Annotated in this window: 13 protein-coding genes; 6 read left to right on the forward strand and 7 right to left on the reverse strand. The window is 68.0% G+C overall.

Annotated features, from left to right (window positions below):
• The first annotated feature begins 111 nt into the window (after positions 1–111).
• Positions 112–825, forward strand: coding sequence for a response regulator (locus BM417_RS13250; protein WP_093593681.1), 714 nt, complete (start codon positions 112–114; stop codon positions 823–825).
• 130 nt (positions 826–955) lie between these two features.
• On the forward strand, positions 956–1,828 hold the full coding sequence (locus tag BM417_RS13255) for a DNA-3-methyladenine glycosylase family protein (RefSeq protein ID WP_245821894.1): 873 nt from the start codon (positions 956–958) through the stop codon (positions 1,826–1,828).
• On the opposite strand, the gene BM417_RS13260 is transcribed toward BM417_RS13255, so the two are convergent.
• Together BM417_RS13260 and BM417_RS13265 are read right to left on the reverse strand one after the other, a co-directional pair.
• Positions 1,734–2,681 (reverse strand): serine/threonine-protein kinase, encoded by a 948-nt coding sequence (locus BM417_RS13260; RefSeq protein ID WP_093592342.1) that lies wholly within the window; start codon positions 2,679–2,681, stop codon positions 1,734–1,736. The two genes, BM417_RS13255 and BM417_RS13260, sit on opposite strands and share 95 nt — an antisense overlap.
• Before the next feature lie 107 nt (positions 2,682–2,788).
• Entirely contained in the window at positions 2,789–4,171 is a 1,383-nt protein-coding gene (locus tag BM417_RS13265) for an N-6 DNA methylase (protein ID WP_177320410.1), read from the reverse strand.
• A gap of 52 nt (positions 4,172–4,223) precedes the next feature.
• Here BM417_RS13265 and BM417_RS13270 point away from each other — a divergent pair, with 52 nt between their 5' ends.
• Entirely contained in the window at positions 4,224–4,919 is a 696-nt protein-coding gene (locus tag BM417_RS13270) for a PP2C family protein-serine/threonine phosphatase (RefSeq protein WP_093592347.1), read from the forward strand.
• 64 nt (positions 4,920–4,983) lie between these two features.
• On the opposite strand, the gene BM417_RS13275 is transcribed toward BM417_RS13270, so the two are convergent.
• The 3 genes from BM417_RS13275 to BM417_RS13285 all read right to left on the reverse strand — a co-directional run bounded on the left by BM417_RS13275 (position 4,984) and on the right by BM417_RS13285 (position 8,698).
• Positions 4,984–6,753 carry an alpha/beta hydrolase gene (locus BM417_RS13275; protein ID WP_245821895.1) on the reverse strand — a complete coding sequence of 590 codons (1,770 nt, stop codon included), beginning with the start codon at positions 6,751–6,753 and terminating at the stop codon, positions 4,984–4,986.
• A gap of 177 nt (positions 6,754–6,930) precedes the next feature.
• A complete protein-coding gene (locus BM417_RS13280) occupies positions 6,931–7,824 on the reverse strand; it encodes a helix-turn-helix transcriptional regulator (protein WP_245821896.1) in 894 nt (297 codons plus the stop codon).
• Between the two features lie 58 nt (positions 7,825–7,882).
• Positions 7,883–8,698, reverse strand: a complete 816-nt coding sequence (locus tag BM417_RS13285; protein ID WP_093592350.1) for an oxidoreductase — start codon at positions 8,696–8,698, stop codon at positions 7,883–7,885.
• 135 nt (positions 8,699–8,833) lie between these two features.
• Here BM417_RS13285 and BM417_RS13290 point away from each other — a divergent pair, with 135 nt between their 5' ends.
• The 3 genes from BM417_RS13290 to BM417_RS13300 are packed head-to-tail and all read left to right on the forward strand — an operon-like array spanning position 8,834 to position 10,449.
• Positions 8,834–9,358, forward strand: a complete 525-nt coding sequence (locus BM417_RS13290; RefSeq protein ID WP_245821897.1) for a TetR family transcriptional regulator — start codon at positions 8,834–8,836, stop codon at positions 9,356–9,358.
• 45 nt (positions 9,359–9,403) lie between these two features.
• Positions 9,404–9,586, forward strand: a complete 183-nt coding sequence (locus tag BM417_RS13295) for a hypothetical protein (RefSeq protein WP_143138629.1) — start codon at positions 9,404–9,406, stop codon at positions 9,584–9,586.
• Positions 9,586–10,449, forward strand: a complete 864-nt coding sequence (locus tag BM417_RS13300; protein WP_093592359.1) for a 2OG-Fe(II) oxygenase — start codon at positions 9,586–9,588, stop codon at positions 10,447–10,449. Before BM417_RS13295 ends, BM417_RS13300 begins: the two co-directional genes overlap by 1 nt.
• On the opposite strand, the gene cobF is transcribed toward BM417_RS13300, so the two are convergent.
• Both cobF and BM417_RS13310 read right to left on the reverse strand, forming a co-directional pair.
• Complete coding sequence (gene cobF / locus BM417_RS13305) at positions 10,450–11,193, reverse strand: precorrin-6A synthase (deacetylating) (protein WP_093592362.1); 744 nt, start codon at positions 11,191–11,193, stop codon at positions 10,450–10,452.
• A 13-nt stretch (positions 11,194–11,206) separates the two neighbouring features.
• The gene (locus BM417_RS13310; protein WP_093592365.1) at positions 11,207–12,427 is read right to left on the reverse strand and encodes a phenylacetate--CoA ligase family protein; all 1,221 of its coding nucleotides are present in this window, start codon (positions 12,425–12,427) and stop codon (positions 11,207–11,209) included.

Here is a 12,427-nt window from a genome sequence, read left to right on the forward strand (position 1 = left end):
TTACGCCTCCGTGCGCGCGAGACGGTTCGCAACCTGCTCGTTATGCCTGCCTTCCTGAGTTCCTCGTTCGGGAACAAACTGGAGACTGGTCCGGTCTGACAGGGAGTGCGCATGACGTTGACGACGAGCACCTCGTGGGCGAGCGCAGGTCTGCAACTGGTGGACAAGCCGCGCACGATCACCGTTGGCATCGCTGACGACGAGGTTCTGATCCGCACGGGAGTCCGCGGTGTGCTGGAACGTTCCGGCAACGTCGTGGTCGTCGGCGAGGCCGGTGACGGCGGCGCCGCTCTCGAACTCGCGCGGCGCCAACGTCCGCAGGTGCTGCTGATGGACGCGTCCATGCCCGGCATGGAAGGCCTCGCGGCGGTGCGGCTGGTGCGCAGGCACGTCCCCGGTACCCAGGTGATCATGCTGTGCACCCGGCAGACCGAGGAGATGCTCTTCCCCGCGTTGCGGGCCGGCGCGGCGGGATTCCTCTTCAAGAGCGGCGAACCCGACGCGTTGGTGAACGCCGTGCGTGCCGTGGCCGCGGGAGAAGCGATCCTTTCGCCGTCCGCGACGCGTGCGCTGATCGACCACTTCACCGGCGCCGACTCGGAACGCCGTGACGCCGCGCGCAGCCGCATCGGCCTGCTCACTCGACGCGAGCAGGAAGTGCTGGTGTATCTGGCGCAGGGCATGGCGAACGCGCGCATCGCTAGGCTCATGTACCTCTCGGAAGGGGCGATCAAGGCCCACGTCAGCCGACTGCTGACGAAACTTCGGTGCGACAACCGCGTCCAAGCCGCTCTCATCGCACGCGACGCCGCCCTTCCATGCTGAATCTGACAACTGCTGCCACGGCGCGACGGCCAGCCTAGCCACGGATTTTCGCGCCGCGAAGCAGGTCACCCGGTTGGCCCCGTCCAGAATGATGTCGCTTTCCCGCCAGCGTCTCGCTTGGAATGGCGCCATGCTGGTGGACATGCAGCTCGACACGTTCTCGGAACACTTGCACTTTCAAGCACCTCTGTGTCCCGACAACCTGTTCGGCCACCTCATCGCCACCGCCGTTCCCGGAGTGGAGGAGTGGCGGGGCGGTGTCTACCGGCGAACCTTGCGACTTCCTTGCGGATTCGGCATCGTCGCATTGCAGCCGTTCCCGGAGCACGTCGCCTGCACGCTGGAACTCTCCGATTCTCGCGATTTGGCTAGTGCTCTAGACCTTTGCCGGTTTCTCCTCGACCTCGACGCCGATCCATTCGTGGTCGATGCTGCGTTGTCCGCGGATCCGCTTTTGGCGCCGCTGGTTTCCGCCGCGCCCGGCCGCCGTGTGCCGCGCACGGTGGATGGCGCGGAGTTCGCTATCCGCGCCGTGCTGGGCCAACAGGTCTCAACGAAGGCCGCGCGCACACACGCCGCACGCCTAGTCGCCGCTCACGGGACGCCGGTGGGCGACCTGTTCCTGTTCCCGCTGTCGTTCGATCCCGCGGACCTGGCGATGCCCGAGTCCCGCCGCCGCACGATGGCCGCGTTGCTCGGTGCTCTGGAGTCCGGTTTGGACCTGTCGCCGGGCGCGGACCGAGCCGTTGCGCGTGAATGGCTTTCGTCGCTGCCCGGCTTCGGCCCGTGGACCGTCGAGTCGATCCTGATGCGCTCTTTGGGCGATCCCGACGCGTTCCTGCCGACCGACCTCGGAATCCGTTTGGCCGCAGAGGCCCTGGGCCTGCCGTCGACACCGGCCGCGCTGGTCAGGCGCTCGGAGGCGTGGCGACCGTGGCGGGCGTACGCGGTGCAGCACCTGTGGGCGACCGGTGATCACGAGGTGAACCGAATCCCGGCCTGACCTGCACGCTGGAATACATCGCCGTCGAACCGTCCCGCACGAAACCGGGCAACGCCGGTGGATCCTGCGCAAACCCTTGCAGATCCTCGAAAACCTCCAGCGCCGTCGCAGGCCGCCCGCCGGGGTCCTTGGCCAGCAACCGTTGCACCACCGGGTCGAGAGCGCCGGGCAGCCGCGGCGGCGGTTCCTTGACGTGCTTGTCGAACACCGCGTACGCCGTCGGCCCGGTGAAGAGTTGGTCGCCCGTCAGCATCTCGTGCAGCACGCACCCCAGCGCGTACAGGTCGCTGCGCGGCTCGGCGATCCCGCGCTGGATCTGCTCGGGCGCCATGTACGAGGGCGTGCCGAGGATCTGGCCGGCTCGGCTGAACGGCGCGACGTCGCTCTCCCGCAGCAGCGCGAGCCCGAAGTCCAGCACCTTCACCGCGCCGTCCGGGCACAGCATCAGGTTGGTGGGCTTGAGATCCCGGTGGCAGATGCCGCGTTCGTGCGCGGCGGCCAGGACCGCTGCGGTCTGCGCGGCGATGTTCGCGGCCCACGCCTGGGGCAGCGGCCCGAACTCGCCGACCAGGTCGGCGACCGTGACGCCGTCGACGAACTGCATGACCTGGAACAGGCGCTGCTCGTACGTCCCGAAGTCGTACAGGACCGGCACTCCGGGGTGCTCCAGCTTGGCGACGATCCTCGCTTCGCGCGCGAAGCGTTGCGCCACCTCGTCATCGCTGCCGGGCAGGCGCAGCAGCTTGACCGCGACCCGTCGATCCAGGCGCAGGTCCCGCCCCTTGTGCACGGCACCCATGCCACCCCGCCCCAGCGGCAGGTCGTCGATCTCATAGCGGTCGGCGATCAGCACCCGGGAAGCCTAACTGCCGTCGCCTGTTCGCTGACCCCGCGCTTCCTCGTACGCGAGGCGACCGTAACAGCGTTTCAGGACGTCCCGAACGGGTGAATCTGCCGGAATCACGCCGGCCCGACCTGTCCGCCCAGGAGTCCATTGTAGCCCAAACGGACCAGCGCGGCGGCCTCGTTCAGGCCTGCTTCCAGTGCCTTGAGCTGCGCGAACGCCTGTCCGTACCGTCGTTGTTCGGCCAGCGGCAGCGACGGCACCTGCGTCCGGCGCACGTCGAGCCGGGTCGAGCCGGTCGGCGTCCTGGCGAACGCGGCGCGCAGCACACCCTCGAGGAAGTCCGGGTCGACCTTGCGCGGATCGATCTCGTACGTCGCGCCCGTCGGCGACGTGACGACGTGCTTGCCGGGGGCCGCGCGGACCAGTTCGCCGATCGTCGTCATCGGGGGAGCGGCCTGTTCCCGCAACTCGGGCAGAGGTGCGAGGCCGAACGTCGGTTGCGCCGCGAGGTACGCGGACGCGTCGGTGCCGGTGCGGCGCGACGGACTGAGGTCGACGTCGTCGTCCAGCAGGTCGATCACCCGCGTGTTCGGGTCGAGCGGTCCAGGCGCCTCCAGCAGGGCGATCTGTTCGGGCGCGCGGCCGATCGGGTTCCGCAGCAGCCACAGATCGCGGCCCGGCTGCACGGTCATCACCGCGCGCAGGGCACCGGCGCGGAGCAGGTTTCCCCTGATCCGCTTGCCAGGCCTGCGGGACGCCGCCGCCGACGGCAGCAGCACCGCGACCAGCCCGCCCGGTTTCGTCAGCGACAGGCAGTGCTGCAACCACGCCAGCTCGGGTTCGCCGCGCGGCGGCAGCCCGTAGGTCCAGCGTGCGTCGCCCACCAGTTCCTCGTGCCCCCACGTCCGGTCGTGCCACGGCGGATCGCACACCACCGCGTCGGCCTTCTCCTGGACGCCGTTGTGCCGCAACGAGTCGCCGGTGAAGATCTGCGCGTGCGGCATCCGGCGCCGCGCGATCACCGCCGACACCGGATCCAGCTCCTGCCCGATCTTGTTCCGCGCCTTGGAGGCCCTCAAAAGACTTCCCGTGCCGCACGCCGGATCGATCACCGTGTCGCCGTCGGTCGTCGCCAGCACGACCTCGATGACCTCGGGCGGAGTGGGGTTCAACAGCCGTGAGTGGGCTTCGAGATAGCGCTCGTGCAGGAACTCGAACGTCTGCGCGTCGGCCTCGACCGCGGCCAGCGCCTCACCGAGCTTCAGGTCGTCCGCGGTCCGCAGCTGGGTCCACAGCCGCTCGGCCGGCGAGACCCGGAACGGTTTTCCGTTGCGCCGAAGCCATGACTCGACGTCGCGCAGCAGGTACAACGGACTGGAGGCCGTCCCACCGACCGGCGCCGGGAAGTCCTCGAACCGCCGCCGCCAGTTCGACACCGCCGCCCGCCCCACATCAGCGAGGCGCGCGATGTCACCGGCGTTGACCGTCTCATCCATGTTCACAACCGTATTGCTTGTGAACTCACTTCACAACTGGTGTACTGGAGACATGACACACGAGCTGCGCATCGCCGTGGCGACCGATCCTGGGCTCGTTCGCGAGCACAACGAGGACTCGGTCTACGTCCGCGCGGACCTGCAGGCCGTGGCGGACGGCATGGGCGGCCACGAGCACGGCGAAGTGGCCAGCGCGCTCGCGGTGAACGTCTTAGCCGGCTGGCAGGGCGACCTGGGCCCCGCGGTCTCCGAGATCGCGCGCAGACTCGACGCCGAGACGCCCCAGGGCGCCGGCACCACCCTCACCGCCATCCGCTGGGAGGGCCTCGCCTTCCAGCTGGCGCACATCGGCGACTCCCGCGCGTACCTGCTCAGGGAAGGCGAGCTCCGCCAGATCTCCCACGACCACACCATGGTGCAGGCACTGGTGGACGCGGGCCGAATGACGCCGGAAGAGGCGCTGGTCCATCCGCGCCGCGCCTACGTGTTGCGCGCCTTGCAGTCCGGCAACTCGCACGACCCGGACCTGACCTGGCACCAGGCCAAGGTCGAGGACCGCTACCTGCTGTGCAGCGACGGCCTGACGGACTACACGGACATCGACGACGTCCACGAGATCCTGCTGTCCACAGAGGACGGAACAGACGCGGCCTGGCAGCTGATCGCGCTGGCGAACGGCAACGGCGGCCCGGACAACATCACCTGCGTGATCATCGACGTGATCCGCAAGAAGTGGTGGCAGCGCTAGGAAGTCCGCGCATGGAAACGGCCCCCGGCACAGCGTGCCGAGGGCCGCAGCTCTGAAGGGGGTGTTACAGGTTGGCCGGCATGCCCGACTCGTCGGCAGCCGCCGTCGAGGAACCGCTCAGCAGGTCCTTGACGATCTTGTTGGCTTCCTTCACCGCGGGCGTGATCATCTTGATCTTCACCTTGCCGTTGGTGAGCTTGCCGCCGACGTCGAACGTCTTGTCCTCGTTCGGCAGCGGGAGCGCCTGGCAGCCCGTGAACTGCTTGCGCGGGGTGGCACCGGTCTGGAAGTAGAAGACGATCGGGTCGTCGACGCAGTCCGTGTTGTACGGGAACAGGCCGTGCGAGCCCTCGTTGTCGACGCTGATCAGCTTGGCGTTCGGCAGCGCCTTCGCCGTGGCGAGGCCACCCTCGTACGCGGTGGCGGCGTCGAGCTCGGACTGCGCGACCAGCAGACGCGGGAACGTCTTCTTGTCCGGCTTCGGCATCGAGTTCTTCGTCGGCCAGTAGGCGCACAGCGGCGTGCTCATGAACGGCGCGATGAACGGCGCGTTCACGGTCAGGTCAGCCAGCCAGTAGTTCCAGTAGTGCAGGTTCTGGTTCCACTGACCGTCCTGGCAGCGGATCGCCTCGAACGTCGCGTCCCAGGTCTCGACCTCGGCGGCGGCGGTCGTGGTCTTCACCGCGACGCGCTCCTTCTTGGCGATCGCGGCGAGAGCGTTGGTCTTGGCCTTCGCGATGAACGCCTTGTTCTCGTCGGTGAGGCCCGGGATCGTCAGCATCTTCGCGACGATCTGCTCGACCTTCTCCGACTCGGTGCCCTGCGCGGCGGCGTCGATCACCGAGGCCACCGCGGACGCGGCGACGTGGTACTGCGAGGTGTCGTACATCGCCGGGATCACGAACCACGCGACGAACAGCTGCCCGATGAACTCACGGGTGCCGCCGGCCTTCTCCCAGTTGCGGCGGATCTCCATCGGGTCGGTGCCCTGGCCGTACTTGGCGTCGCTGCGGGCCATGAACGGCAGCAGCGCCTCCTGGAACTGGCGGTCGCGGGTGCGCGGCTGCAGGTCCCAGGTGTTCTCCAGCGTCGACTGCGAGGCGTCGACGGCCGAGTCGAGCAGGAAGCGGTGCGCCTTGCTCGGGAACGTGGCGGCGTACCAGGTGCCGAGCCACGTGCCGTAGGAGTAGCCGATGTAGCTCATCTTCTTCTCGCCGAGCACGACGCGGATGAAGTCCATGTCGTAGGCGGTCTGCTCGGTGGTGATGAACTGGGTCAGCGGGTTCTCGAGGCAGCCGTCGACCTTGGCCTTGTTCAGCACGTTGATGTCAGTGCTGTTCGGGACGGTGTAGCTGCAGGTGAGCGGTGAGGAGAGGCCGACGCCGCGCGGGTCGAAGCCGATGAAGTCGTACTGGCCGGCGAGGACCGGGGTGCGCAGGGCCATCGCCGCGCCCCACGGCAGGCCGGAGCCGCCGGGGCCACCGGGGTTGACCAGCGCGATGCCCTGACGGCTGGTGCCCTTGTACGCGGTCTCGGTCTTGGAGACGCGGATGCCGATCGTGTTGCCGTCGGCCGGGTTGTGCCAGTCGCGCGGGACCTGGATGGTCGCGCAGGCGAGGCCCTTGACGGTCTTGAACTTCGCGACGGTCTCCGGAGCGACGCCGGGGAAGGCGCACTCCTCCCAGGTCACCTTCTGAGTGGCGAGCGCGCCCGCGAGCTTCTGCGTGTCCGGGTCCTGCTTGGCCGCCGCGCCGGCCGCCGGCGTGAGCACGATGCTCGTCGCGATCAGTGCCCCTGTCAGCGCGGCGATGCCGCCTCTGAAGTACTTCCTCACTGGTGGATCCCTTCCTGCCCCCGCACGGCCGGGTGAGGCCGCGCTTGCAACAGAGGAGAAGGGGAAAACCACGCGTTTAACACTCCTGGGTGATGGCAGAAAGTCGCCATGTCTGGAAACCGTCACCAAACGTGTTCACAGAGTGATGAAGATCAGTTTCTCAATTACCTTGGGTGACTAAAGCCAACCGCGCCGTGACGCCTGCACGCCGAGCTGGAACCGCGTCTGCGCACCCAGCAACTGCTGCAACCGGCTCACCCTGCGGTGCACCGTGCGCTCGCTGATCCCTAGCTCACGTGCGATCGACTCGTCCGTCAGACCCGCGCTGAGCAGTGCCATCAGCCTCCGGGTCGCGGTGGTCGGCTCCTCCCGGGTGACCTCCTGGCCGCCGGGAGTGATCGACACCGCCATCCGCCAGAACGCCTCGAACAACTCGATGAGCGCGCTCAGTAGCACGGACGGGTGAATGAGAAGTGCCACCACGTTCCCGCCGGTGACCGTCGGCACCGCGATCAACGCCCGGTCCGAATCGGCGATCACGAGCTTGAGCGGCACACCGGGAAACGTCCGCGCCTGCTCGCCCACCGCGATGCTCTCCTGCACCGACGCGAACCCCCGCTCGGTCTGCAGCAGCGCCGACTCGTACACGACCCGATAGCCGACGCCGCGGGCCAGCGCCGGAGGCTGTGCGGGACTCGCCTCCGGCTGCGGGCTCAGGTACGAACCGGGGTCGAGCGCCCGGATCTCCGACTTCGCCTGGCTCTGCATCTCCTCGAACGCGCTGATCACCTCGGCCGCGTCCTTGAGCACCTCGACGAAGTCGACCTCTTTCGCGCCACGGGTGGCGTAGGCGGCGGCCAGGAACTCGGCGGTCTCCCTGGCTCTGACGGCCGCGGCCTCGTGCCCGGACGCGATCGCGGCCAGCGCCGACCGCGGCGGCCGCACGTCGTTGTTCCTGATCAGCCCGAGTCGTTCGAGCTCCGCGCGCGCCGGGCCGGCCTCCGCGCCGTCGTCTCCGCGCAGCATCGCCAGGTAGAGCTTCTCGGCCTCCGGCGACAGCCCCTCGTGCACCCGACTCCCCTCGGTGGTTCTGAACCGAAGGTACCTGCTCAGACGGGAGGAACACGCCTTAGGCGAACCGGCGCATCGCCCCGAGGAACATCGCGTCGAACGCCCGGTCGGACAGCACCCTGCGCGCGAACAGGATCGGCCGCGCCCCGAACCCCGCCGCATAGCGCGTGCGCGGCCTCCTGGCCTCGGCCGCCTTCACGATGACGTCCGCGATGACCTTCGGCTCACTGCCGCGATCCATCTGCGAGAAGAACCCGGCCAACTGCTTGACCTGCCCCGCATAGGCCCCGCCGCCAGAGGTCTTCTTGAGGTTCTCGACCGCGATCCCGCCCCACTCGGTCTTGATCCCACCGGGCTGGATCACCACGACGTCGATCCCGAACGGCTTCAACTCGAGCCGCAGCGAGTCGCTCAGCCCCTCCACCGCGAACTTCGTCGAGTGGTACCAGGCCCCGAGCGGTTCGTAGATCCGCCCGCCGATCGACGAGACGTTGATGATCCGCCCGCGCCCGGCCTCCCGCATGTGCGGCGACACCAGCTGAACCAGCCGCGCCAGCCCGAACACGTTGACCTCGAACTGGTACCGCGCCTCGTCCAGCGGCACGTCCTCGACAGCGCCGTACGACCCGTACCCGGCGTTGTTCACGAGCACGTCGATCCGCCCGGCCTCCGCGATGATCTTCTTGACCCCGTCGATCATCGACCCGTCGTTGGTGACGTCCATCTCCAGCACCCGGATGCCCTGCGCGGCGAGCCCTTCCATCCGCTGCACCCGGCGCGCCGCCGCGTACACCGTGTAACCGGCTTTGTGCAGCTCAACTGCCGTGGACTCGCCGATCCCCGACGAGGCACCCGTGACCAGTGCGACCTTCATGACCTGCTCCTGACTGACCGGTTGGTTGGACTAACTAACTGTTTGGTTGCTAGAACTAGGCAACCACGTTCGCGGCGGCGTGTCAACTAACTGGTTAGTTGTCGCGACCAACCGGTTGGTTAGGATGGAGGAGTGGTGAGGGACAAGGAAGCGACCAAGGCCAAGTTGCTGGACGCGGCGCTCGAGGAGTTTTCCCAGTACGGGATCGCCGGGGCGCGGGTCGACCGCATCGCGGCGAAGGCGGGTTGCAACAAGGCGATGATCTACGCCTACTTCGGCAGCAAGGAGGGTCTGTTCGACGAGCTGCTGAAGATCCAGATCGACCGCATGATCAACGAGGTCCCGATCACGCCGGAGGACCTGCCCGGCTACGCGGGCCGGCTGTTCGACTCCTACCTGGAGAGGCCACAACTGCTCAGGCTTGCGGCCTACCACCGTCTGGAGAACGGTTTCAGCGACCTTCCGAAGGCCGAGGTCGAGTCCCACCGGCACAAGATCGAGGCCATCGCGCAGGCGCAGATGGAGGGCAGGATCACGGCGGCGTTCAACGCCACGGACCTGCTCGACCTGGTCGTGCACATGTCGATCCTCGCGTTCAGCACCCCGAACGCGACCCGTGAGCTCGTCGAACGCTCCGTACAGCGGCTGATCGCCGAGTAGGCTTTAAGTCAGGATCGCGGGAAACCACTACTGGGGGTGGGGAACGTGCGCAAGATTCTGATCGCGGGTTCGGTGATCGTCGCGACGGCCATGACGGGCGACGCCGCACAGGCAGCCGAAGTGCGGGACGGCAACGACGTCCTGATCGCACCGCAGGGCAACGACGTTCTCATCGCGCCGGACGGCAACGACGTCCTGATGCTGCCGGACGGCAACGACACGCTCTGATGCTCACGCCGGGAGACCGGGCGCCGCTGTTCGCGATCAGGAACGCGGACGGCGGCTACTGGTTCAGTGAGGAAGCCGGAAAACCGACCGTCCTGTCCTTTGTGGACGAGCTGGACGAACACCTGCGGCAGAACGACAACCTGGTCTGGGTCGTGCAGAAGCCGTGCGACCCGCCCGAAGGCGTCACGGTCATCGTCGACGACGGGCAGATCGCCGCGAAGTACGGCATCGGCAAGGCCTCGGCGCTGCTCGACGCCAACCTCAGGGTCGAGTCGATCATCGCGCGGGGCGAGCCGATCCCGGCCTCACGCAACACCGACCTGGCCGCACCGGTCCTGACGGTTCCGCGCGTGCTGGAGCCGGAGTTCTGCGACGAGCTGATCAAGCACTACGAGCGAACCGGCGGCACCGACAGCGGCTTCATGCGCACAGCCGAGGGGCGCACGGAGATCGTCCACGACCACAACCACAAGCGCCGCCAGGACCTCACGCTCGAAGACCCGTACCGCGAGCAACTGAAGGCGCGCGTCGAACGCAGGCTGCTCCCCGAGATCCAGCGAGCGTTCCAGTTCACGGCCACGCGCGTCGAACGCTGGATCATCGCCTGCTACGAAGCCGACAACGGCGGCCACTTCAAGGCCCACCGCGACAACACCACGCCGGCCACCGCCCACCGCAGGTTCGCCGTCACGGTCAACCTCAGCGACGACTTCGAGGGCGGCGAGCTCAGGTTCCCCGAGTACGGCGCCAGGACCTACCGGGCGAACAAGGGCGAAGCACTGGTGTTCTCGTGCTCACTGCTGCACGAGGTCACTCAGGTCACCCGAGGCCGCCGGTACTGCACGCTGCCGTTCCTGCACTGATCAGGGCCTGCGCAGCAGGTAGGTGTCCATGATCCAGCCCTTGCGCTCCCGCGCCTCGGAACGAACCCTGCGGATCTCCGCGGCCACGTCCCCGACCCGCCCCGACACCAGGATCTCGTCCGGCATGCCGAGGTAGGCGCCCCAGTAGATCCACGTGTCGGGGTCGACGCCCTCGAACGAGTACGACGCGTCCAGCATCACGGCCACGTCGTCCACATCGGACGGCCACCCGGCGGCGAGGCGGCGGCCGGTCGTGATCTGCACCGGCTTGCCGACCTGGTTCAGCGACACCCGGTGGCCCGCCGTCAGCGCCGCCACGGACGTCACACCCGGGATGACCTCCACCTCGAACGACTCGCCGCGGGCCAGCAGATCGTCGAGGATCGCCAAAGTCGAGTCGTAGAGCGACGGGTCGCCCCACACCAGGAACGCCCCGACCTCGCCCTCGCCCAGGTCCGACAGCAAACCCAGGACGACATCGGCGCGGTCCCGGCGCCAGGCATCGATCGTCGCGACGTAGTCGGCGGGGTTCCGGTCGCGTTCCGGATCCCGGCCCTCGACCCAGCGGTACGGCCGCGTCACGTGCGCTTCCAGGATCGACGCGCGCAGGTCGACGAGCTCCTGCTTCACGGACCCCTTGTCCAGCACGAAGTACACGTCCACCGTCTGCAACGCCTTCACGGCCTGCACCGTCAGGTGGTCGGGGTTGCCCGCGCCGATACCGATGACCAGGATCTTTCGCACCGGAACACACTAACTACACGGGACGCTCGTCGATGAGCCGCACGGTCTTGCCTGTGCGCGGATTCACCTCCAACGCGGGCACCCACTCCACCGCCAGTGGCGCGACCACGCCGCGTCCGACCTGCAGTTCGAACCGCGGGCTGATCACGTACACCTCGTTCCGGACAGCCTCGAACTCCTGCTCTCCACCGGCGATCCGCAACACCAGCTGGTCGCGCGCGTCGACCCGGCGGATCACGACCTGCACGCCGTTGTGCGCGATACCGGCGCGGTCGACGGCGGCCCGCAGGTGGTCGAGGTGCAGCGTCACGGGGCCGACCCTGGCGCCCTCGTCGGCGCGGCCGAGCAGGCGGAAGATGCCGTCCTCCACGTCGACCCATTCGGCCAGGTCGCCGACCGGGTAGCGGATCATCGGCTGCAACCGCCGGGTGAGGTCGGTCTGGAGCAACCGGCCCGGCCTGCCGGGGGAGGTGATCGGCTTGCCCGTGTCGACGTCGACGATCTCCAGCACCGAGCTGTCCACAAAGGAGCGGAACACCCGCGCGTCGTCCGAGCCGAGCACCGCCGTGCCGATGATCCCGCCGTCCACGCTGCCGTAGACGAACGACCGGAACTCGGCGCCGGGAAACGCCTCGGACAAAAGTGAACGCTGGTCTTCGTACAGGGCCTCGCCGCTGAACAGGATCAGCCGCACCAGAGGCAGTGAGCCGACAGAAGCCACGACGTGAGAGGCCAGCCGGCACAGCGTCGTCGGGAAGCCCGCGACGACGGTCGCGTCGAAGTCCTGCATGGTGGTCAGCGTGAACTCGACCGGCGCGCTGCCGGTGATCGGCAGCTGGACCAGGTCGATCGGCGAGCGTTGCAGGGAGTTCAGCGCGAAGATGAAGCTGGAGTACAGCTCACCCGCCGCGAAGAGGTTCGCGATCCGGTCGCCGTGCCGCAGTCCCGCCGCGGGCAGCGTTTCCGCGTACGTGCGGCACATCGCGTCCCACTCCTCGTTGGTGTAGAAGGAGACGCGAGGAGCCTTGGTGGTGCCGCCGGTCTTGAAGATCAGGCCGTCGGTGTGCGCGCGGGTCAGCACCTGGTTGTGGCGGATGGTGTTCGCGGCCCAGAACGCGGCCTGGTCGATCACCGGCAGCTCGGCCAACGGCGTCGAGGAGTCGTAGCCGTCGTACAGCTCCTTGTAGAACGGGGAGTGCGTGCGGGCGTAGCAGATGAGGTCGAGCACGGACAT

This window comes from Lentzea waywayandensis, assembly GCF_900115955.1.
Lineage (GTDB): Bacteria > Actinomycetota > Actinomycetes > Mycobacteriales > Pseudonocardiaceae > Lentzea > Lentzea waywayandensis.